General features: G+C 62.2%; 20 protein-coding genes and 1 tRNA gene. 3 read left to right on the top strand and 18 right to left on the bottom strand.

Annotated features, from left to right (window positions below):
• Positions 1 to 4: 4 nt before the first annotated feature.
• The 15 genes from nuoH to HWY05_RS28810 all read right to left on the bottom strand — a co-directional run bounded on the left by nuoH (position 5) and on the right by HWY05_RS28810 (position 15,492).
• Positions 5 to 1,069 carry an NADH-quinone oxidoreductase subunit NuoH gene (gene nuoH, locus HWY05_RS28880; RefSeq protein ID WP_035551759.1) on the bottom strand — a complete coding sequence of 355 codons (1,065 nt, stop codon included), beginning with the start codon at positions 1,067 to 1,069 and terminating at the stop codon, positions 5 to 7.
• Positions 1,070 to 3,403 carry an NADH-quinone oxidoreductase subunit NuoG gene (gene nuoG / locus HWY05_RS28875; protein WP_035551761.1) on the bottom strand — a complete coding sequence of 778 codons (2,334 nt, stop codon included), beginning with the start codon at positions 3,401 to 3,403 and terminating at the stop codon, positions 1,070 to 1,072.
• Positions 3,404 to 3,515: 112 nt separating this feature from the next.
• A complete protein-coding gene (gene nuoF, locus HWY05_RS28870) occupies positions 3,516 to 4,844 on the bottom strand; it encodes an NADH-quinone oxidoreductase subunit NuoF (RefSeq protein ID WP_105511582.1) in 1,329 nt (442 codons plus the stop codon).
• Positions 4,841 to 5,326 carry an NADH-quinone oxidoreductase subunit NuoE gene (gene nuoE, locus HWY05_RS28865; RefSeq protein WP_035551765.1) on the bottom strand — a complete coding sequence of 162 codons (486 nt, stop codon included), beginning with the start codon at positions 5,324 to 5,326 and terminating at the stop codon, positions 4,841 to 4,843. The genes nuoF and nuoE overlap by 4 nt, the downstream gene beginning before the upstream one ends.
• Before the next feature lie 130 nt (positions 5,327 to 5,456).
• A complete protein-coding gene (locus HWY05_RS28860; protein WP_035551767.1) occupies positions 5,457 to 6,710 on the bottom strand; it encodes an NADH-quinone oxidoreductase subunit D in 1,254 nt (417 codons plus the stop codon).
• 9 nt (positions 6,711 to 6,719) lie between these two features.
• Positions 6,720 to 7,322, bottom strand: coding sequence for an NADH-quinone oxidoreductase subunit C (locus HWY05_RS28855; RefSeq protein ID WP_134960462.1), 603 nt, complete (start codon positions 7,320 to 7,322; stop codon positions 6,720 to 6,722).
• A gap of 21 nt (positions 7,323 to 7,343) precedes the next feature.
• Entirely contained in the window at positions 7,344 to 7,823 is a 480-nt protein-coding gene (locus HWY05_RS28850) for an NADH-quinone oxidoreductase subunit B (RefSeq protein ID WP_006052903.1), read from the bottom strand.
• A 62-nt stretch (positions 7,824 to 7,885) separates the two neighbouring features.
• Complete coding sequence (locus HWY05_RS28845; protein ID WP_007175615.1) at positions 7,886 to 8,245, bottom strand: NADH-quinone oxidoreductase subunit A; 360 nt, start codon at positions 8,243 to 8,245, stop codon at positions 7,886 to 7,888.
• A 163-nt stretch (positions 8,246 to 8,408) separates the two neighbouring features.
• Positions 8,409 to 8,493 (bottom strand) — tRNA-Leu (locus tag HWY05_RS28840).
• 113 nt (positions 8,494 to 8,606) lie between these two features.
• Positions 8,607 to 8,984 carry a preprotein translocase subunit SecG gene (gene secG / locus HWY05_RS28835; RefSeq protein ID WP_035551774.1) on the bottom strand — a complete coding sequence of 126 codons (378 nt, stop codon included), beginning with the start codon at positions 8,982 to 8,984 and terminating at the stop codon, positions 8,607 to 8,609.
• Positions 8,985 to 9,065: 81 nt separating this feature from the next.
• Positions 9,066 to 9,848: a triose-phosphate isomerase gene (gene tpiA / locus HWY05_RS28830; RefSeq protein ID WP_035551776.1), complete on the bottom strand. Its 783-nt coding sequence runs from the start codon at positions 9,846 to 9,848 to the stop codon at positions 9,066 to 9,068.
• Between the two features lie 147 nt (positions 9,849 to 9,995).
• Entirely contained in the window at positions 9,996 to 11,012 is a 1,017-nt protein-coding gene (locus HWY05_RS28825; RefSeq protein WP_176060463.1) for an NAD(P)H-quinone oxidoreductase, read from the bottom strand.
• Between the two features lie 218 nt (positions 11,013 to 11,230).
• Positions 11,231 to 13,366, bottom strand: coding sequence for a polyribonucleotide nucleotidyltransferase (pnp, locus tag HWY05_RS28820; RefSeq protein ID WP_176060462.1), 2,136 nt, complete (start codon positions 13,364 to 13,366; stop codon positions 11,231 to 11,233).
• Between the two features lie 366 nt (positions 13,367 to 13,732).
• Entirely contained in the window at positions 13,733 to 14,005 is a 273-nt protein-coding gene (gene rpsO / locus HWY05_RS28815) for a 30S ribosomal protein S15 (RefSeq protein ID WP_035551782.1), read from the bottom strand.
• A 203-nt stretch (positions 14,006 to 14,208) separates the two neighbouring features.
• Positions 14,209 to 15,492, bottom strand: coding sequence for a branched-chain amino acid ABC transporter substrate-binding protein (locus HWY05_RS28810; protein WP_176060461.1), 1,284 nt, complete (start codon positions 15,490 to 15,492; stop codon positions 14,209 to 14,211).
• Between the two features lie 190 nt (positions 15,493 to 15,682).
• Between HWY05_RS28810 and HWY05_RS28805 the strand changes: the two genes are divergently transcribed.
• From HWY05_RS28805 to HWY05_RS28795, 3 genes are all read left to right on the top strand, one after another.
• A complete protein-coding gene (locus HWY05_RS28805; protein WP_035562051.1) occupies positions 15,683 to 16,249 on the top strand; it encodes a hypothetical protein in 567 nt (188 codons plus the stop codon).
• 242 nt (positions 16,250 to 16,491) lie between these two features.
• Positions 16,492 to 17,127: a carbonic anhydrase gene (locus HWY05_RS28800; RefSeq protein WP_176060460.1), complete on the top strand. Its 636-nt coding sequence runs from the start codon at positions 16,492 to 16,494 to the stop codon at positions 17,125 to 17,127.
• A gap of 203 nt (positions 17,128 to 17,330) precedes the next feature.
• The gene (locus HWY05_RS28795) at positions 17,331 to 18,947 is read left to right on the top strand and encodes a SulP family inorganic anion transporter (protein WP_176060459.1); all 1,617 of its coding nucleotides are present in this window, start codon (positions 17,331 to 17,333) and stop codon (positions 18,945 to 18,947) included.
• Between the two features lie 103 nt (positions 18,948 to 19,050).
• On the opposite strand, the gene HWY05_RS28790 is transcribed toward HWY05_RS28795, so the two are convergent.
• From HWY05_RS28790 to HWY05_RS28780, 3 genes are all read right to left on the bottom strand, one after another.
• Positions 19,051 to 20,598, bottom strand: a complete 1,548-nt coding sequence (locus HWY05_RS28790) for a 2-isopropylmalate synthase (protein ID WP_035551792.1) — start codon at positions 20,596 to 20,598, stop codon at positions 19,051 to 19,053.
• Between the two features lie 399 nt (positions 20,599 to 20,997).
• Positions 20,998 to 21,864, bottom strand: a complete 867-nt coding sequence (gene pssA, locus HWY05_RS28785) for a CDP-diacylglycerol--serine O-phosphatidyltransferase (protein WP_035551795.1) — start codon at positions 21,862 to 21,864, stop codon at positions 20,998 to 21,000.
• A gap of 24 nt (positions 21,865 to 21,888) precedes the next feature.
• A complete protein-coding gene (locus HWY05_RS28780) occupies positions 21,889 to 22,527 on the bottom strand; it encodes a phosphatidylserine decarboxylase (protein ID WP_035551798.1) in 639 nt (212 codons plus the stop codon).
• Between the last annotated feature and the right edge of the window lie 141 nt (positions 22,528 to 22,668).

The following is a 22,668-nucleotide window of genomic DNA, read 5'->3' as shown; positions in this document are numbered from 1 at the left end:
CCCTTTATTTCCAGATATTCAACGGCGACATGATCCAGAAGCCGACCACCACCAGCCACACCACGCAGACCGGAATAAAAACCTTCCAGCCCAGACGCATGATCTGGTCATAGCGATAGCGCGGGAATGTGGCGCGCGCCCAGATGAATACCGACAACAGCAGGAAAACCTTGAAGACGAGCCAGAAGATGCCCGGGATAAACGACAGGAACCCGAACGGAGCGCTCCAGCCTCCAAGGAACAATGTTGCAGCCAACGCCGAGATCACGATCATGTTGATGTACTCGCCGAGGAAGAACAGCGCGAACGCCATCCCCGAGTAATCAATCATGTGACCCGCGACGATTTCCGACTCCCCTTCCACCACGTCGAACGGGTGGCGGTTCGTTTCGGCGATGCCCGAGATGAAGTACACGACGAACATCGGCAGCAGCGGCAGCCAGTTCCACGACAGGAAGTTCAGGCCGTGCGAAGCGAAGAAGCCGTGTTCCTGCGAATTGACGATGCCCGACAGATTCAGCGTGCCGGCGGTCATCAGCACGACGACGAGCGCGAAGCCCATCGAGATTTCGTACGAGACCATTTGCGCCGCGGCGCGCATCGCGCCGAGGAACGCGTATTTCGAATTCGACGCCCAACCGGCCAGGATAACGCCGTACACGCCGATCGACGAAATCGCCATGGCGTACAGCAGACCTGCGTTGATGTCGCCGAGCACCGCGCCCGCCTGGAACGGAATCACCGCCCAGACCGCGAAGGCCGGCACCACCACCATGATCGGCGCGATCAGGTAGATCCAGCGGCTGGCTTGCGCCGGCTGAATCACTTCTTTCAGCAGCAGCTTCAGCACGTCGGCGATCGGCTGCAGAAGACCTGCGGGGCCGACGCGGTTCGGGCCGAGACGCACGTGCATCCAGCCGATCAGCTTACGCTCCCAGAGAATCAGGTAAGCCACGCACAGCAGGATCACGACGGCCACTACCAGGATGCGCACCAGTGCCCACACCGTGGGCCATGCCACACCGAGAAGCTGGGTGCCGCCCGAGTTGATCGTATCGAACAAGCTCATTTACGCCTTCTCCACCAGCAGTTCACCGAACAGGCTGCCCAGCGCTGCACCGGCAGGCGTAGCCGCCGATACGCGGACGACCGTCTCCGCAAGATTCGCGTCGCGCACGGCCGGCAACTGCACCGATTGCTCGCCCTGGCGCACGCGCACTGCGTCACCTTCCTTCAAACCCAGTTTGTCGAACAACCCGGCCGGCAGACCGACCGAGTTCGCCGCACGCGACGCCGCCGTCAGATGCAGCGATTCAGCGCGACGCACGAGCGCGTCGGCGTGATAGATCGGCACGTTCGCGATGCGCTCGAACTGACCTTCCGCTGCCTTGACCGCCTTGCCGCGCGCGACCGTAGCACCCGTCTTGTTCGACAGACGCGGCGTCAATGCACCGTCGCCCAGCGCTGCCGTGCGGACTTCTTCCGACGTGTCGAATTCGAAGCCCGGCACGCCCAGCAGGCTGCCCAGCACGCGCAACACCTTCCATGCCGGACGCGTGTCGCCGAGCGGACGCACGACGCCGTTGAACGACTGCACCGTGCCTTCGGCATTGACGAACGTACCGGACGTTTCCGTGAACGGCGCGATCGGCAGCAGCACGTCGGCGTAGTCAGCGCCCGTCTGGAACGGCGACATCACGACTACCATCTCAGCCTGGTTCAGCGCGGTCAAAGCCTGCGCCGGATTGGCCGTGTCGAACTCCGGTTCGACGTTCAGCAGCAGATAACCCTTGCGCGGTTGCTCGAACACTTCGCGAGCGTTCAGACCGCCCTGGCCCGGCAGCGCGTTCACCAGATGCGCGCCGACCGTGTTGGCCGTTTCCGTGAGGAAGCCCAGTGTCGCGCCGGTTGCGTCCGCGATCCATTGCGCCGCGGCGTGAATGACAGCGAAATCCGGATGACGCACCGCCGCGTTGCCCAGCAGCACGAGGCGGCTTTCGCCGGTGCTGAGCGACTTCGCGACCTGCTTGTTGGCGTCGGTCGGCTGCGTGCCGGCAAATGCTTCCGGCAGTGCCACGCCCTTCGCTTCCGACACCGCGCCGGCGATACCCGCCAACGCGTCGAGCCATGCCGACGGTGCGGCGACCACGCGTTGCGCTTGCGGAATCAGCGCGTCGTCGTTCGTGGCCTGCACGAGCGTGAGCTTCGCGCCGTTCTTCGCGGCTTGCCGCAGACGCGCGGCGAACAGCGGGTGGTCACGGCGCAGATCCGAGCCGATCACCAGTGCGGCGTCGACGTTCGACAACTCGGCGATGCTCGTGCCGAGCCACGGCGCGCCGTTCACCGGCGCCGAGAAATCCGATTGACGCAGACGGAAGTCGACGTTCGGCGTGCCGACCGCTTGCGCCAGTTGCTTCAACAGGAACAGTTCTTCGACCGTGCTGTGCGCGCTACCAATCGCGGCCAGCGCATCCGCGCCATGGTCGCCCTTGATGCCCTTCAAACCCTTGACCACGTAGTCAAGCGCGGTTTGCCAGTCGGTTTCGATCCATTTGCCGTCCTGCTTGAGCATAGGCTGCGTCAAGCGCTCGGGGCTGTTCAGGCCTTCGTACGAGAAGCGGTCCTTGTCCGAAATCCAGCATTCGTTGATGGATTCGTTTTCGAACGGCAGAACCCGCATCACGCGATTGTTCTTCACTTGCACCACGAGGTTCGCGCCGACGGAATCGTGCGGGCTCACCGACTTGCGGCGCGACAGCTCCCACGTGCGGGCGCTGTAACGGAACGGCTTGCTGGTCAGCGCGCCGACCGGGCACAGATCGATCATGTTGCCCGACAGTTCCGAATCCACCGTCTTGCCGACGAACGACGTGATCTCCGAATGCTCGCCGCGACCCAGCATGCCGAGTTCCATCACGCCGGCCACTTCCTGACCGAAACGAACGCAACGCGTGCAGTGAATGCAACGCGACATTTCTTCCATCGAGATCAGCGGGCCGACGTTCTTGTGGAACACCACGCGCTTTTCTTCGCTATAGCGCGATGCCGACTTGCCGTAGCCCACGGCCAGATCCTGCAACTGACATTCGCCGCCCTGGTCGCAGATCGGGCAATCGAGCGGGTGGTTGATCAGCAGGAATTCCATCACGGCTTGCTGGCCCTTCACCGCCTTGTCCGACTTGGTGCGCACGATCATGCCGGCCGACACCGGCGTCGCGCATGCGGGCACGGCCTTCGGCATCTTTTCGACATCGACCAGACACATCCGGCAGTTGGCCGCAATCGACAGCTTCTTGTGATAGCAGAAGTGAGGAATGTACGTGTCGACCTTATGCGCAGCCTGGATCACCATGCTGCCTTCAGGCACCTCTACTTTCTTGCCGTCTATTTCAAGTTCAACCATGATGGTCAATCTTCCTTAACCTGTTACCGCTCAATCGTTCGCCCGGCTCACCGCCCGTTTCAGGCGATGAATCCCGCGGATGACGTGTTCTTCTGCGTGCTTGTCTGCTTACTTAAGCCGCTACGGTTTCCGACGCCGCCGCTGCGCCGGCGTGACCGCCGACGAGGCAATGCTTGTGGGCGACGTGATATTCGAATTCGTCCCAGTAGTGCTTGAGCATGCCGCGAACCGGCATGGCCGCCGCATCGCCGAGCGCGCAAATCGTGCGGCCCATAATGTTTTCAGCGACCGAGTTCAGCAGATCCAGATCTTCCGGACGGCCGAGCCCATGCTCGATACGATGCACGACGCGGTAGAGCCAGCCCGTGCCTTCGCGGCAAGGCGTGCATTGACCGCACGATTCTTCGTAATAGAAGTACGACAGACGCAACAGCGAGCGCACCATGCAACGCGTCTCGTCCATCACGATGACCGCGCCCGAACCGAGCATCGAGCCTTGTTTGGCGATCGAGTCGTAGTCCATGTCGGTCTGCATCATGATGTCGCCCGGAATGACCGGTGCCGACGAACCGCCAGGAATCACGGCCTTGATCTTCTTGCCGCCGCGCATGCCGCCGGCCAGTTCCATCAGCGTCGAGAACGGCGTGCCGAGCGGAATTTCATAGTTGCCCGGACGTTCAACGTCGCCGGCTACCGAGAAAATCTTCGTGCCGCCGTTGTTCGGCTTGCCGATCTCGAGGTAATTCTGCGGACCGACTGCGAGCAGGAACGGTACTGCGGCGAACGTCTCGGTGTTGTTGATCGTGGTCGGCTTCCCGTACACGCCGAAGCTCGCCGGGAACGGCGGCTTGAAGCGCGGCTGGCCTTTCTTGCCTTCCAGCGACTCGAGCAGCGCGGTTTCTTCGCCGCAGATATAGGCGCCATAACCGTGGTGCGCATGCAGTTCGAACGAGAAGCCCGAACCCATGATGTTCTCGCCGAGGAACCCGGCGCGACGCGCCTCTTCCAACGCTGCTTCAAAGCGTTTGTAGGTTTCCCAGATTTCGCCGTGAATATAGTTGTAGCCGACCGTGATACCCATCGCGTACGCGCCGATGGCCATGCCTTCGATCAGCGAATGCGGATTGAAGCGCAGGATGTCGCGGTCTTTGAACGTGCCCGGTTCGCCTTCGTCCGAATTGCAGACGAGGTACTTCTGGCCGGGGAACTGACGCGGCATGAAACTCCACTTCAGACCGGTCGGGAAGCCCGCACCGCCACGGCCGCGCAGACCCGACGCCTTGACGTCGGCGATCACCTGCTCGGGCGGAATTTTTTCTTCGAGAATACGGCGCAGCTGGGCGTAACCGCCGCGCGCCACGTAGTCTTCGAGATGCCAGTTGTCGCCGTTCAGGCCGGCGAGAATCAGCGGTTTGATGTGACGATCGTGTAAAGACGTCATTTTGAAAGTTCCTCGAGCAGCTGGTCGATCTTCGCGCGGCTCATGAAGCTGCACATGCGATGGTTGTTCACCAGCATCACCGGCGCGTCGCCGCACGAACCCATGCATTCACCTTCTTTCAGGGTGAACTTGCCGTCTGCCGTGGTTTCGCCGAAGTCGATGCCGAGCTTCTGCTTCAGATAGTCAGCCGCGCTGTCCGCACCGCCGTCCGGGCCGAGCTGGCACGGCAGGTTCGTACAGAGCGTGATCTTGTATTTGCCGACCGGCGAGGTCTCGTACATCGTGTAGAAGGTAGCAACCTCCTGCACGGCGACTGCCGGCATGCCGAGATAGTCCGCGACGAACTGCATGAGGTCGGGCGACAGCCAGCCATGCTCTTCCTGAGCAGTAGCCAGCGCCGACATCACGGCGGACTGTTTCTGATCGGCGGGATACTTCGCGATCGCACGATCGATTTCTTTCAGGCCTTCAGCTGAGATCATTTTCAGACACGACTCTTTCAATTCCTACCGAACGAAAACCCGTCGCTCACTCATGCTGCGACAGACCCGGCGTTCCTTTGCTTGACGCGCGCTTCGGTGCAAGCTGAAGACGCGCGGCGATGAATACGTCCTAGCGATCCACTTCGCCGAACACGATGTCCTGCGTACCGATGATCGTCACGGCGTCGGCGATCATGTGACCGCGTGCCATTTCATCGAGCGTGGACAGGTGCGCATAACCCGGCGCGCGAATCTTCAGGCGATACGGCTTGTTCGCGCCGTCCGAGATCAGGTAGATACCGAACTCGCCCTTCGGGTGCTCGACCGCAGCGTACGCTTCGCCTTCCGGCACATGGAAGCCTTCCGTGAAGAGCTTGAAGTGGTGAATCAGCTCTTCCATGTTCGACTTCATGCCGACACGCGACGGCGGCGCAACCTTGTGATTGTCGACCATCACCGGACCCGGATTCTTGCGCAGCCACTCAATGCACTGTTTCACAATCCGCGTGGATTGGCGCATTTCTTCGACGCGAACCAGATATCGGTCATAACAGTCGCCATTAACGCCGACCGGAATGTCGAAGTCGAGCTTGTCGTAGACTTCGTACGGCTGCTTCTTGCGCAGGTCCCACTCGATACCCGAGCCGCGCAACATCGCGCCGGTCATACCGAGGTTCAACGCACGTTCCGGAGTGACCACGCCGATACCGACCAGACGCTGCTTCCAGATCCGGTTGTCGGTGAGCAGTGTTTCGTACTCGTCGACGCACTTCGGAAAACGCGTAAAAAAATCGTCGATGAAGTCGAGCAGCGAACCCTGGCGGTTCTCGTTCATCTTCGACAAGGCCTTCGCATTGCGAATCTTCGAGGCCTTGTACTGCGGCATGGCTTCCGGCAGATCGCGATAGACGCCGCCTGGACGATAGTACGCCGCGTGCATCCGTGCGCCGGACACCGCTTCGTACACGTCCATCAGGTCTTCCCGCTCGCGGAACGCATACAGAAACACCGCCATCGCGCCAACGTCGAGTGCGTGAGCGCCGATCCACATCAGGTGGTTCAGCACGCGCGTCACTTCGTCGAACAGCACGCGGATGTATTTCGCGCGGATCGGCACGTCGATGCCGAGCAGCTTTTCGATCGCCATCACGTAGCCGTGCTCGTTGACCATCATCGACACGTAGTCGAGACGGTCCATGTACGGCACGGACTGGATGAAGGTTTTAGTTTCCGCGAGCTTTTCAGTCGCGCGATGCAGCAGACCGATGTGCGGATCGGCGCGCTGGATGACTTCGCCGTCGAGCTCGAGCACGAGGCGCAGCACACCGTGCGCTGCCGGATGCTGAGGGCCGAAGTTGAGCGTGTAGTTTTTGATCTCTGCCATGGCGTTCTCTTAGTGTTTCAGACCGCCATAGCGATCCTCGCGGATCACGCGCGGCGTGATTTCCCGCGGCTCGATCGTCACAGGCTGATAGACGACGCGCTTCTCTTCCGGGTCGTAACGCATTTCGACGTAACCGGAGACAGGGAAATCTTTACGGAACGGGTGACCAATGAAACCGTAGTCGGTCAGGATGCGACGCAGATCCGGGTGGCCTTCGAAGACGATGCCGTACAGGTCGAAAGCTTCGCGCTCGTACCAGTTGACCGAATTCCAGATGTCGACGACCGAGGGGAGAATCGGCACTTCGTCGTCCGGCGCGAACACACGCAGACGCAGGCGCCAGTTGTTCTGCACCGACAACAAATGCAGAACGGCCGCGAAACGCGGACCGTCGTAAGCGCCGTCGGCGTAGGTCTGATAGTCGACGCCGCACAGATCGACGCATTGCTCGAAACCGAGCGAGCGGTCGTCGCGCAGACGGGTTGCCACGTTGAGGTAGTCGCTTGCCTTCACGACGATCGTCAACTCACCGATTGCCTCGGTCGTGCTCAACAGGAGGCCGCTGAAGGCCGCCTCGAGGTTCGCTTTCAGGGTCTCGAGTTTGCTTGCCATATTGTGGGGGAGGCGTTGGCCTTATTGACGGGCGATTGTGTTGGTGCGGCGAATCTTGGCCTGCAACTGGATCACGCCGTACACCAGCGCCTCCGCTGTGGGCGGACAGCCCGGCACATAGACGTCGACCGGCACGATGCGGTCGCAGCCACGCACTACCGAATACGAGTAGTGGTAATAGCCGCCGCCGTTCGCGCACGAGCCCATCGAGATCACCCAGCGCGGCTCGGCCATCTGGTCGTAGACCTTGCGCAAAGCCGGCGCCATCTTGTTGCACAGCGTGCCGGCGACGATCATCACGTCCGACTGACGCGGACTCGGACGAAACACCACGCCGAAACGGTCAAGGTCATAACGGGCAGCGCCCGCATGCATCATCTCGACCGCGCAACACGCAAGACCGAACGTCATCGGCCACAACGAACCGGTGCGCGTCCAGTTGATCAGCTTGTCAGCCGTGGTGGTGACAAACCCTTCCTTCAAGACCCCTTCGATACTCATTTGCTTTCCACTCCAGACGGGGTGGCAAGCCTGGCCACCCACGCAAACCGGCGATTAATCCATCATTCCCAGTCGAGGCCGCCTTTCTTCCAGATATAGGCGAAGCCCAGCAGGAATTCGAGCAGGAAAATCATCATTGCCATGAAACCGGGCCAGCCGATGTCGCGCAGGGCGACGCCCCACGGGAACAGGAACGCGGTTTCAAGGTCGAAAATGATGAAGAGAATGGCGACGAGGTAATAGCGCACGTCGAACTTCATGCGCGCATCTTCGAATGCTTCGAAGCCGCACTCGTACGGTGCGTTTTTCTCGGTGTCGGGCTTGTTGGGACCGAGGATTTTACCAATGCTGACCAGTGCTACGCCTAAACCGGTGCCCACAATGAGGAACAGCAAGACGGGGAAATAGGCTGCGAGGTTCAAGACTATCCTCAATCGGTTGGTTCTGAGTGCCGACAGGAGCATAGCACTCCTGCCGCGAAATCACTTCCGAAACGCACAAGCTGCAAGCCCAACGCAAGCCGTGCTCCAGAAACAAAAAATGCCAGCCGAAGCGAAGCAAGCGGCTAGCATTTAGATAACATTTTGGTGCCGACGGCGAGACTCGAACTCGCACAGCTTTCGCCACTACCCCCTCAAGATAGCGTGTCTACCAATTTCACCACGTCGGCACTGCATGCAATCCGGGAAAACAACTTGTAAAACCCGCGAATCGCTTCAAGACTCAAATTATAACTGGCTTAAGCGGTTTGTTCAACGCACAAAATGCAGTTTGAACGAAAATTTATTTCGGCACGTCAGTAGCCGGCGTGGACGCTGCCGATGCCGGCAACACAGCCGACCCACCTGCCGGTGCCGATGCCGCGGAAGCCGCAACCGGTGCAGTCGCTGCCGCGCCCAGCAAGCCTGCGGAAGGTTTCGCACGATACGCGCCGAGGTAAGTCAGCGTCAACGTGGTGACAAAAAACACCGCTGCGAGGACTGCGGTTGTACGCGACAAAAAGTTCGCCGAACCCGTCGCGCCGAACAAACTGCCCGATGCGCCGCTGCCGAAAGCAGCGCCCATATCGGCGCCTTTGCCGTGTTGCAGCAAGACGAGGCCGATAACCCCGAGTGCCGACAACAGCTGAACGACGATAATCAATGTTTTCAAATACAGCATCACACTCACCTGAGTCTTTATTAACCGGACCACACACGGTGTGTGGCACGGGAATGGGGCATCCTCGCCGAGGCGCCCTGCTTAGCCAGCGACGCCCACTACAACCGCAGCCGCCTTGCAGATCGCCAGAAAATCCTGGTCTTTCAACGACGCGCCGCCAATCAGGCCGCCGTCGATATCCGGTTGACGGAACAATTCTTCCGCGTTTTCCGGCTTCACACTGCCGCCGTACAACAGCGGCACATCCGCCACTTCCGCGCCCTTAGCCGCCAGACGCGAACGCAGGAACGCGTGAACTGCCTGCGCCTGCTCCGACGTCGCGCTCTTGCCAGTGCCGATCGCCCAGACCGGCTCATACGCGACAACGATACGCGCCGCGTCTTGCACCGACAGCTTCGCCAGCACTTCGTCCAGTTGCGTGCCGACTACCTGCTCGGTCGCACCGGCTTCGCGCTCTTCGAGGGTTTCGCCGACACAGACGATCGGCGTCAATCCCGCTTCCAGCGTGCGCTGCGTTTTTACCGCGACCAGCTCGGCGCTTTCGCGATGATAGGCACGGCGTTCCGAGTGTCCGACGATCGCGAGCGAAGCGCCGAAATCCACTACCATCGGCGCGGCCACTTCGCCGGTATAGGCACCATGCGTGAACGCGGACACGTCCTGCACGCCCCACACGATCCGGCTGCCTGCCAGTAACGACTGAGCCTGCGCGAGATACGGGCTCGGCACACAGACACCGACTCGCACCTCACCAGGCAATGCGCTTGCACCTTGCGCCACAGCCTGCAACAGCGTCGCATTTTCAGCGAGGCGCCCGTGCATTTTCCAGTTACCGACTACCAGCTTGGCTCGTTGTTTCGACATCGTCTCGTCTTATCTTGGCGGCGGACTTCGTTTGCGCTTACAGCCCGCCTTTCGGATTCATGCGGCGTGCGCAAAACGCGCAATTTTACTGCGTGGGGTGGATCGGGTCAAACAGCCTGTGTCAAGGCTCGTATCGAGCCGCTTGCGTCAAGCGTCCTGACCCCAGCTCAGCACGAGCTTGCCGACGTGGGTGCTGCTCTCCATCAGCGTGTGCGCTTCGGCCGCCTGCGCGGCCAGAAACACGCGATGCACCACCGGCTTGATGCGACCGTCTTCGAGATGCGGCCACACGTGTTCTTTCAACTGCGCGGCGATCTTCGCCTTGAATTCGATCGGCCGCGGACGCAGCGTCGAACCCGTCACCGTCAGCCGGCGGCGCAACACCTCGTTCAGATTCAGCTCAGCTTTCGCGCCGCCCAGCAACGCGATCAGCACGATCCGGCCGCCTTCGGCCAGCGCGGTGAGCTCTCGCGGCACGTAGCTGCCCGCCACCATGTCGAGCACCACGTCGACGCCACGGTCGTTGGTGAGCGACTTGATGACTTCGACGAAATCCTCAGTTTTGTAGTTGATCGCCCGCTCGGCGCCCAGCGCCTCGCACGCACGACACTTTTCGTCCGAGCCGGCGGTGGCGAACACGCGAAAACCCAGCGCATGCGCAATCTGGATCGCCGTCACGCCGATGCCGCTCGAACCGCCCTGCACCAGCAGCGTCTCGTTCGGTGCGCCCTCGCCCTTGCCGAGTTGCGCACGGTCGAACACATTGGTCCAGACCGTGAAGAACGTCTCCGGCAGCGAAGCGGCCTCGACATCCGACAAACCCCGCGGCACCGGCAAGCATTGCAGCAACGGCGCGGCCGCGTATTCCGCGTAACCGCCGCCGGCCAGCAGCGCGCAGACGCGATCGCCGATCTTCAGACCGAACGGATTATTCTTCTCGTCGATCGTGCCGCCGACTATCTCGCCCGCCACCTCCAGCCCCGGCAGATCCGACGCGCCCGGCGGCGGCGCATAGCCGCCCTTGCGCTGAAACACGTCCGGACGGTTGATGCCGGAAGCCGCCACCTTGATCAGCACCTCGCCCGCCTTCGGCTGCGGCATGGGCCGCTCGGCGAGCTTGAGGACATCCGGCGCACCGAATTCGGTGATTTCGATCGCTTTCATCTGCGTCAACTCCAAGATTGGATTGCGTTGCACACCCGCTGCACACTTATTGCGCGCCGCTCAAAACGCGAACCGTCTGACTGACGACGAAGCGCTCCATGCAAACAGAGTACCCGTTTGTACTCATTCGCATACGTTCGCAACGCAATCCACCCTGCACCCTTCATGAAAAACGGCCGGCGCGCATTCGCGCTGCCGGCCGTTGCTCCGCTACCGGATTACTCCGGCGTCGGCTCGCCTTGCGGCGCGTCGTTCAGCAACGCCTTGGCCGACAAACGCACGCGGCCCTTTTCGTCCGTCTGGATGACCTTGACCTTCACTTGCTGGCCATCTTTCAGGTAGTCGTTGATGTCCTTGATACGCTCGTTGGCGATTTCGGAGATGTGCAGCAGACCGTCCTTGCCCGGCAGGATGTTCACGATCGCGCCGAAATCGAGCAGCTTGAGCACCGTGCCTTCGTACACCTGGCCCACTTCGACTTCCAGCGTGATGTTCTCGATACGCTTCTTCGCTTCGGCCATCCCTTCGCTGCTCGTGCTGGCGATGGTGACGACGCCGTCGTCCGAAATATCGATCGTCGTGCCGGTTTCTTCGGTCAACGCGCGGATCACCGAACCACCCTTGCCGATCACGTCGCGGATCTTTTCCGGATTGATCTTGATGGTGATCATGCGCGGGGCGTAGTCCGACAGCACCGTGTTCGCGCCCGACACCGCCGAGGTCATCTTGCCGAGGATATGCATACGGCCTTCCTTCGCTTGCGCGAGGGCGACCTGCATGATTTCCTTCGTGATGCCCTGGATCTTGATGTCCATCTGCAGCGCCGTCACGCCTTGCTCCGTACCCGCCACCTTGAAGTCCATGTCGCCGAGGTGATCTTCGTCGCCGAGGATGTCGGTCAGCACGGCAAACTTGTTGCCTTCCAGGATCAGGCCCATTGCGATGCCGGCGACGTGCGCCTTCATCGGCACGCCGGCGTCCATCAGTGCGAGGCAGCCGCCGCACACCGAAGCCATCGACGACGAACCGTTCGATTCCGTGATTTCCGACACCACGCGAATCGAGTAGCCGAATTCGTCGGCGCTCGGCAGGCAGGCTGCCAGTGCGCGCTTGGCCAGACGGCCGTGACCGATTTCACGGCGCTTCGGCGAACCGACGCGACCCGTTTCGCCGGTTGCGAACGGAGGCATGTTGTAGTGGAGCATGAAGCGTTCGCGGTACTCGCCTTCGAGCGCGTCGATGTTCTGCTCGTCGCCCTTGGTGCCGAGCGTTGCGACAACCAGCGCTTGCGTTTCGCCGCGCGTGAACAGTGCCGAACCGTGCGTACGCGGCAGCACGCCGGTACGGATTTCGATCGGGCGCACGGTGCGCGTGTCGCGGCCGTCGATACGCGGCTCGCCGTTCAGGATCTGCGTACGGACGATCTTCGCTTCGATGTCGAACAGCACGTTGCCGACGGTAGCCTTGTCAGCCGCTGCCGTGCCGCTTGCTGCCGCGTCTTCTTCCAGCTTCGCCGACGTTGCTGCGTAGACTTCCTTCAGCTTGGTCGAACGTGCCTGCTTGTCGCGGATCTGATAAGCGGCGAGCAGTTCGGCTTGCGCCAGTTCCGCCACGCGTGCGATCAGCGGTTCGTTCTTCGCTGCCGGCTTCCAGTCCCATTCCGGCTTGCCCCCTTCGCGGACCAGCTCATGGATCGCGTCGATCGCGATCTGCATCTGCTCGTGACCGAACACCACGCCGCCGAGCATGATTTCTTCGCTCAGTTGCTGCGCTTCCGATTCCACCATCAGCACCGCGCGCTCCGTACCGGCGACGATCAGGTCGAGCGCCGATTCCTTCATTTGCGGACGCGTCGGGTTCAACACGTATTCGTTGTTGATGTAGGCCACGCGTGCTGCGCCGACCGGGCCGTTGAACGGCAGACCGGAAATGGCGAGCGCCGCCGACGCGCCGATCAGCGCGGGAATGTCAGCGGGGATTTCGGGGTTCAGCGACAGGACGTGGATCACGACCTGGACTTCGTTGTAGAAGCCTTCCGGGAACAGCGGACGCAGCGGACGATCGATCAGGCGCGAGGTCAGCGTTTCGCCTTCCGACGGACGGCCTTCGCGGCGGAAGAAGCCACCCGGGATCTTGCCTGCGGCGTAGGTCTTTTCGAGGTAGTCGACGGTCAGCGGGAAAAAGTCCTGACCCGGCTTCGCGGTCTTGGCGCCGACCACGGTTGCCAGGATGACGGTGTCTTCGATATCGACGATCACCGCACCGCTCGCCTGACGAGCGACTTCGCCCGTTTCGAGGCGAACGTTATGTTGCCCCCACTTAAATTCTTTGACGATCTTATTGAACATAGTCATTGCTTTTCCTCTTCGTAATGCCGCGCGGACCAGAAGCGGCGCGGCAACGCCAGGACCGGCGCCGCAGGGGGAAGAGTAGTGTTATGCCATTCCAGAGAACCACGCCCTACGTCGAGTACGTGCGCGAACCGCTGGAATGACACAAAGCTCTGCCCTGAAGCCCGGCCATGTTTCTCTTGTGCTGCTTGTTCTACCGCTCTTTGCTACTGCTTTACTACGACTTCCTGTTCCCGCCGCATGAACCGGCACGCCACTGCGGACCACAGGCAGCGCGCGTCACATGAAGCGCACCGTGCAAAAACAAAATGCCTGCATCAGCGGAACTGACACAGGCATCTTGCCAAGAGCGCCTAACCGCGCGCCCGATTACTTACGCAGACCCAGCTTCTCGATCAGTGCGCGGTAACGGTCCGCGTCCTTACCCTTCAGGTAGTCGAGCAGCTTACGACGGCGGCTCACCATGCGCAGCAGACCGCGGCGGCTGTGGTGATCTTTCGTGTGAGCCTTGAAGTGGAGCGTCAGTTCGTTGATGCGGGTCGTGAGCAGCGCGACCTGAACTTCGGGGGAGCCGGTGTCGTTAGCTGCGCGTGCGAATTGCGCAACGACGTCGGACTTCTTGCTTGTTTCAACTGCGGACATGTCGATTTCCTTAAGAACTAGACAGGCGGTCACGGAAGAATGGCCGTGCCGTGGGTTACTCCCGTTGCTAAAGCCTGAACATTGATATGCCATGCCTCACAACGGGACGCGTATTGTAGCACAGCCCATTGCGGCCGCGAACCCTGCTGCGCCGGGGCGATTCGAGGGCGGCTCGGCAGCGGGAAGGCCGCGCGCGACCAGCCTTACGGCCGTTTCATCTTGCAGGTGGTCGGCGGCACGGTGCGCTCGGGCGGCAGCGCCAGCACCGTGCGGAAACCGTAGCCGGAGCCTTCGTTATCGAAATGCACGCCCGGCGTGCCGGCTTTGTCCATCTCCATCACATAAAGCGGCTGGATCAACTGATGGTCGTCGGCGCGCATCCACGAGGCGTGGAAGCCGTTGTCGAACCTGATGCCCTCGAGCGCGCGGGCGACGGCCAGCGGGTCGGCGCTGCCGGCACGGTTCATCGCCGCGGCGAGGGTTTCGATCATCAGCGGCATGCGCAGCACCGGGTAATCGTCCTGGGCGGCCGGGAAACGGGCCCGGAACGCGGCGTACCAGGCGTCGGACGCTGCGCCACCGGCGTTCGGGTGCCAGTCGGCCACGGCGATCACGTGTTTGACGCCGGCGTCGCCGAGCGCGGCCGGCGCGCCGAGGCTGTTGCCGTAGAACGTATAAAACTTCGTGTCCAGGCCCTGCTCGCGCGCCGCCTTGACCAGCAGCGTCAGGTCGTTGCCCCAGTTGCCCGTGATCACGGCATCGGCGCCGCTCGCGCGGATCTTCGCGATATACGGCGCGAAATCCTTCACGCGGCCGATCGGATGGAACTCGTCGCCGACCACCACGATATCCGGGCGCTTCGCCGCCAGCGTGGACCGCGCGAGGCTGCTGACGTCGTGGCCGAAACTGTAGTCCTGGTTCAGCAGGTAGACCTTCTTCACCGCCTTGTCGCGCTGGATCACATCGGCCAGCGCATCCATGCGCATGCCCGCGTGCGCGTCGAAGCGGAAGTGCCAGAAGCTGCAGTTGGCGTTGGTCAACGCGGGGTCGTCGGCGGAATAGTTGAGGAACAGCTCGCGGTTGGCCGGCTCGCGGCTGTTCTGCTTGTCGATCGCGCCGATCAGCGCGGCGGCGACCGCCGAACTGTTGCCTTGCATGATGTAGCCGATATGGCGGTCGGCGGCCGCGCGCAGTTGCGTGAGCGCCTCTTCGGCGCTGCCTTTACTGTCCAGCACGACCAGTTCGAACGGATGCGCGCCGTCGGCGAGTTTCACGCCGCCCTGCGCGTTCACCTGCTCGACGCCGAAGCGCAGATTGCGCTCCACCGCGGCGCCGGCGTTCGCGAATGGACCGGACATGCCTTCGATCAGCGCAAGCTGGATTGGGGCGCCGGTCGGTTTGCCACCCGTTTGCGCCACGGCGTAACCCGCCGCCGCCATCGACATCGCTGCCAGCGCCGCTGCTGCCGCCCGTTGCCACTTCGCCATTGTGATCGCCCCGCTTGATTCGTCGAAGCGCGGATCATAGGTCGTTCGAGACGGAATAAGCAAGCCGCCGCAAGCGTTACTGTACTGACCGGGCGGCCTTGCACGAAGCGCCGCTGTTTCGCCGCAGCGCGTGTCAAAATACCGGGTCTCGATGATAAAAACCGCGACTCAAATGCCATCGGAGGAATTCATGTTCAACCGCCACGCCTTGACGGCGGCTTCGACCGGAGCGCCGGCCGTCGGCGTTCAAGCAGCTTCGCGCCTGCGCCGCGCGGCGCTCGTCTGCCTGAGCGCGCTGGCGCTCGCCGGCTGCGCGCAACCCTGGCAACAATTCCAGGCAGGCGCCGACGAATCGACCATCGTCACGCGCCTCGGGCCGCCGCGCGAAAGCTACGACCTGCCGAACGGCGGCAAACGGCTGATGTGGCCGACCCAGCCGATGGGCGAAACCACCACCGCCGCCGACATCGACGCCTCGGGCAAGATCGTCAATGTCCGCCAGGTGCTGCAGCCCAACGAGTTCTACCGGGCGGAAATCGGCAAATGGACCAAGAGCGACGTGCTGGTGAATTTCGGCCGACCGGTCGAAACCGCGTACTTCCCGCTCATGAAGCGCCAGGTCTGGACCTACCGTTATCAGGAAGACAACGTGTGGTACATGATGTACAGCTTTTATTTCGACGATCAGGGCATTCTGCGGACCACCCAGAAAACGCCGGATCCGTTGCATGATCCCGATCGCCGCGGCCTGTTCTAAGCATTCGCTCGAACCGGTCCGTATGGATCTACGAAAGCCGCCTCCCCAGGCGGCTTTTTTTTATTTATTTCGCATGCAAGCGAATTTTATTTCTCGCCTGCCGGATTTATTTTTTGATAGAAAGGCATTCGTAAGCATTGATTCGATATCCGCTGACCCGACGGAACCGCTCGCTGACAGGCGAGCACAGCCGTCGCGAAACTCAGCCGGATCAATGCGCCCCACTCACGGAGCCGCTATCGATGAACCGTCCCAAACGCCTGCTGGTCGCCAACGTTGCATGGGCGCACGAAACCGCCGTGCGCAATCCCGCGTTTTTTCGTGATCTGGTTCGCGGGCAAAACCCGCACGTGCTGTGGATCGGCTGCTCGGACAGCCGCGTGCCCGCCGAAACCATCACGCATTGCGAGCCGGGCGACCTGTTCGTCCATCGCAATATCGCCAACCTGTTTCAGCCGGACGACGACAACTCCGCGAGCGTCCTCGAATACGCGGTGAAGGTGCTGAAGGTCGGGCATGTGATCGTCTGCGGTCACTACGGCTGCGGCGGGGTGCGTGCCGCGCTGCTGCCGCCGGAACCGAGCCTGCCGCACGTGAATCGCCGGATCGCGCCGTTGTGCGCGCTGGCGGGCGCGCATCGCGACGAACTCGACGGCCGCGCGACCGAGCGTGAGCGCATCGACCATCTCGCCGAACTCAATGTGCTGGACCAGGTGCGCCGCTTACGCGCGCATCCGATCGTGCAGGAAGCCGGTCCGGCGCCGCTCGTCCACGGCTGGATCTTTGCGCTCGAAGACGGCCGCATCAAGGTGCTCACGTCGGGCTACGAAGCCGACGACGCGATGACCTGCGCGACCGCTGCGCATAGCGCGGCTTAACGGTAAAGAGCGCTGAAGAGCACAAAGGAGCGCTAACCCGCGCTGACGAATGCCGCATCGAGCGCATCACGCGCATCACGCGCATGCATGCGGGCGTGCACGCGCCGCAGCTTTCGCAGCCGACCCGGTAGTCAGCAACAGTTCCGTCCTCGCCAACCACCCAAGCCGCGCGCCAGCGTCTTACCTCTCACTGCACGGACACCATGAATCTACGCGCTTTCTTCTCCACGTTTCAGCGCGACCTGCTTGCGGGCACGGTCGTTTTTCTGGTGGCGCTGCCGCTTTGTCTAGGCATCGCTAACGCTTCGGGCGTCGAACCGTTCGCGGGGCTCGTTTCGGGTATCGTCGGCGGTCTGGTGGTGGCCGTGCTGAGCGGTTCGCGCCTGAGCGTAAGCGGTCCGGCAGCGGGCCTCGTCGTGATCGTCGTCGACGGGATCGCGCAGCTCGGCAGTTTTTCCGCGTTCCTGCTGGCCGTGCTGCTGTCCGGCGCGATCCAGTTCGGCTTCGGCATGCTCAAGGCCGGGCGATTCGCGGCGTATGTGCCGTCGCCGGTGATCAAAGGCATGCTGGCCGCGATCGGCGTGCTGCTGATCGTCAAGCAGTTCCCGCTCGCGCTGGGGCTGGGCGGGGCGTCGTCCGCTTCATCGGCTTCATCGGCTTCATCGGCTTCATCGGCTTCGTCCGCGGCGTCCGGCGCGCAAGCCGCCGGCGCGATCGCCACGCCGTTCGGCTCGATCTCGCTCGCGGCCTGTGTCATCACATTGTTGTCGCTGGCGATTCTGGTCGGCTGGGAAACCCGCGCCATGCGACGCTTCAAGCTCGTGCGTTTGCTGCCCGCGCCGCTCGCCGTCGTGTTGCTCGGGATCGGCGCGACTTTGCTGCTCAGCGTGCTCGCGCCTTCGTTCGCGCCGCCGGCCGAACACCGTGTTGCGCTGCCGTCGCTGGAATCGTTCGCGGCGTTGCAGGTAGCGCTTCAATGGGCCGACTTCGGGCCGCACTTCGCGCAACTCGTCAATCCGGACATCTGGCGCGTGGCCATCACGCTGGCGATCGTTGCGAGTCTCGAAACGCTGCTGAGTCTCGAAGCCGTCGAGCAGATCGATCCCCAGCGCCGCGCCGCGCCGCCGGATCGCGAACTGAAGGCGCAAGGCGTGGGCAACCTGATTGCGGGCGCGATCGGTGGCTTGCCGATCACGTCGGTGATCGTGCGCAGTTCGGCGAACGTGCATGCGGGCGCGCAGAGCCGGCTGTCGGCGATCGTTCACGGCGTGTTGCTGCTGGTCAGCGTGTTCGCGCTCACCAGCGTCATCAATCTGATTCCGCTCGCCTGTCTCGCGGCGATCCTGATTTTCACGGGCGTGAAACTCGCCAAGCCGTCGTTATTCGTTGCGATTGCCCGGCAAGGTTTCGCGCCATTCGCACCGTTTGTCGTCACGCTGGTCGGCGTGCTCGCGACCGATCTGCTGATCGGCATCGTGCTCGGCATTCTGTGCAGCGTGCTGCTCGCGCTGGTTGCGAACCTGCGCGGTCCGATCGTGCTGGCGCAGCACGGCGATCACTATCTGCTGTCGTTTCGCAAAGACGTGTCGTTTCTCGGCAAGGTGCCGCTCAAACATTATCTGCAGCAGATTCCCGACGGCGCCACGTTGATCGTCGACGCGACGCGTGCCGATTTCGTCGATCACGATGTGCGCGAACTGCTCGATACGTTCGTGGCCGATGCGCCGCGCCGCGGGATCGCGGTCGAGGTACGGCATCAGGTTCAGGCACAGGCGCGCGCGGCGCGTGGCTGGTCGATGCGGCGTGCGGCGGCGGAATAGCGCACGGGTTGCCAAACGAAAAAGCCCCGTGCCATTCAAGACACACGGGGCTTTTTTTCTACGGCTACACGGTCGCGCTTTCAGCGCCCCGCGTTCGTCTCGCTCACTCCGAACGTTGCGGATTCAACTTGTCGACGTTCGAATACAACTTGTTGAGCGCCGAGATATATGCCTTAGCGGAGGCCGCGACGATATCCGGATCGGTGCCGACGCCGTTGACGATACGCCCGCTCTTCGACAGGCGCACGGTCACTTCGCCCTGCGCCTGCGTGCCGGTGGTGATCGCGTTCACCGAGTACAGCAGCAGCTCCGAACCGCTGCCCACTTCGGTTTCGATCGCATTGAGCGTGGCGTCAACGGGGCCGTTGCCGCGCGCTTCGCCGGTGATCTCTTTGCCTTCCACCGAGAACACGATCTTCGCGTGTGGCTGCTCGCCGGTTTCCGAATGCTGCGACAGCGACAGGAACTTGTAGTGCTCCTTTTCCTGCGCGGCCGCCGATTCCTCGGTGACGATCGAGATGATGTCTTCGTCGAAGATTTCCGACTTGCGATCCGCCAGTTCCTTGAAGCGCGCGAACGCGGTGTTCAACTCCGCCTCGCTGTCCTGCGGAAGGCCCAGCTCCAGCAGACGCTGCTTGAACGCGTTGCGTCCCGACAGCTTGCCGAGCACGATCTTGTTCGCGCTCCAGCCCACGTCTTCGGCACGCATGATTTCGTAGGTATCGCGCGCCTTCAGCACGCCGTCCTGGTGAATACCGGACGCGTGCGCGAACGCGTTCGCGCCGACCACCGCCTTGTTCGGCTGCACGACGAAACCGGTGATTTGCGACACCAGTTTCGACGCCGGCACGATCTGCGTCGTGTCGAGGCCCACTTCGAGACCAAAATAATCCTTGCGGGTCTTCACCGCCATCACGATTTCTTCGAGCGACGTATTGCCCGCGCGCTCGCCGAGACCGTTGATCGTGCACTCCACCTGACGCGCGCCGCCAATCTGCACGCCGGCCAGCGAGTTCGCCACCGCCATGCCGAGATCGTTGTGGCAATGCACCGAGAACACCGCCTTGTGCGAGTTCGGAATGCGCTCGCGCAGCGTTTTCACCAACTGGCCGTACAACTCCGGCACGCCGTAACCGACCGTATCCGCGATGTTGATGGTGGTCGCGCCTTCGGCGATCACCGCCTCGAGCACGCGGCACAGAAAGTCCATGTCCGAGCGGCTGCCGTCTTCCGGCGAGAACTCGACGTCGTCCGTGAATTTGCGGGCGAAACGCACCGCCAGCTTCGCCTGCTCGAACACCTGGTCCGGCGTCATGCGCAGCTTCTTCTCCATGTGCAGCGGCGACGTGGCGATGAACGTGTGGATGCGGAAATGATCGGCCGGCTTGAGCGCGTCGGCGGCGCGCTGGATGTCTTTGTCGTTCGCGCGGGCCAGCGAGCAGATCGTGCTGTCCTTGATCATGCCCGCAATGGTCTGGATCGCGTCGAAGTCGCCGTTCGAGCTTGCCGCGAAGCCGGCTTCGATGACGTCCACTTTCATCCGTTCAAGCTGCTTCGCGATGCGGATTTTTTCTTCTTTCGTCATCGACGCGCCGGGCGATTGTTCGCCGTCGCGCAAGGTGGTGTCGAATATGATCAGTTTGTCGGACATGTCGGGTCTCCTGAGGAGTCGTTCAATTGTGGGGATCGGATCTTGGAATGGGGGTGTCCGGAGGTTTCCGCGCCACCGCTGGCGACGTTCGGCCACAGACGCGGCAAACGGAGCGGCGGGCGAATACGACTCACGCGACAATTCGTGCGACGATCAGCGCGAGCCACGCGCTGGCACGCTGGATGACGCGCCGGCCTGACGAGGCACGTGGCGCATCAAAAGCGGCGTGTGAACGTATTCAACGAACGACTATAACGGCATTCCCCCTGCCGTGCAATTAGCGCCGAACCTGCCTGCGGGGCGCTGCCGACGGGCTCCGCACAACGAAAAACGGCGGCCTTCCGGCCGCCGTTTTGTCATGTTGCATCCAGGTTGAAAGACGCCCGCTTTTGCTCGAACTTACCGGTCCCGCACCACCGAACGCGCCGGATTGGCGCGGCCGCGCAGCGCCTGGTAACCCCAGAACACATAGCCCGACAGACCATACAGCACGAACAGGCCGAACAGCATCAGCGGCGGATCGGACGACACCAGCACGAACGTCAGCACCACCAGCAGAATCACGCCGAACGGCACGCGATGCCGCACGTCCAGCGCCTTGCCGCTATAGAACGGCGCGTTCGACACCATCGTCACGCCGGCGTAGATGGTCAGCACGAAGGCGACCCACGGCAGCCAGACCAGCTTGAGCGGCACGCGGTTGTCGGTGGCGAGCCACACGAAACCGGCGATCAGCGCCGCGGCGGCCGGGCTCGGCATGCCCTGGAAGAAACGCTTGTCGACCACGCCGATATTCGTGTTGAAACGCGCCAGACGCAGCGCCGCGCCCGAGCAGTAGACGAACGCCGCGAGCCAACCCCAGCGGCCGAGGTCCTTCAGAATCCATTCGTACATGACGAGCGCCGGCGCGACGCCGAACGACACCATGTCCGACAGGCTGTCGAACTGCTCGCCGAACGCGCTTTGCGTATGCGTCATACGCGCGACGCGGCCGTCCATGCCGTCGAGCACCATCGCGACGAAGATCGCGATGGCCGCGACTTCGAAGCGCACGTTCATGGCCTGCACGACGGCGAAGAAGCCGCAGAACAGCGCCGCGGTGGTGAACGCGTTGGGCAGCAGATAAATGCCGCGCTTTCTCAGGAACTGCTGACGTTGCGCGCGCCGGCTGTCGACCGCGCCCTCCGCCACCATCGGCTTGTTACGGCGAAACGGACGCGGCAGCGGTCCGCTGTTGCGGGGGCGACGCGGTTTGAATGCGGCCATTCGGAAAACCTCCTTGGTGCCGCTTTATAGTTCAGCGAGGATCGTGGACGACGCCGAAACCTTCTCGCCGATCGACACACGCGGACGGCTGCCCACCGGCAGATACACGTCGACTCGCGAACCGAACCGGATGAATCCATAACGTTGACCACGCGTGAGCGGCTCACCCGCCCGAACGTAGCAAAGAATGCGCCGCGCGATCAGACCGGCGATCTGCACCGAGGTCACCGTCTGGCCGCCGGCCATTTCGATCACCACCGCATTGCGTTCGTTTTCCGTCGACGCTTTATCCACCGCGGCATTCAGATACGCGCCCGGGAAATATTCGACCTTGGAAATCGCGCCATCCACTGGCGAGCGTTGCGAGTGGACGTTGAACACGTTCATGAACACACTGATCTTCAGCGCTTCACGATTGGCATACGGATCATGCGCGGTCTCGACTGCGACGATACGGCCGTCCGCCGGACACAGCACCGCATTCGCCTGAGTGGGGATGGGACGTGCGGGGTCGCGGAAGAACTGGACGACGAAGATCAGCAGCAGCCAGAACAGCCATGAAATGCCGAACCCCGCGAAGAAGTGAACCAGTAGTGCAACGACGGCCGCGATGGCGATGAACGGCCAGCCTTCTCGCGCGATGATCGGATGAGGGTAATTCATGAATGGCTTCTGTGTTTTTGTAAAACCGTAGGATAGCAAAAGCCGCCCAGGGTTCAGCACCCTTGGACGGCTTTTTGATCTGCCCGGCTCTTTCGTTACGTTTGCGGCTTGGCGCCGCACCGGGCAAAAGCGGTGACTAGC

Source organism: Paraburkholderia sp. BCC1876 (assembly GCF_902833695.1).
Taxonomy (GTDB): Bacteria; Pseudomonadota; Gammaproteobacteria; order Burkholderiales; family Burkholderiaceae; genus Paraburkholderia.
Note: the sequence above shows the minus strand (reverse complement) of the source record. Positions and strands in the feature narration are given on the sequence as shown.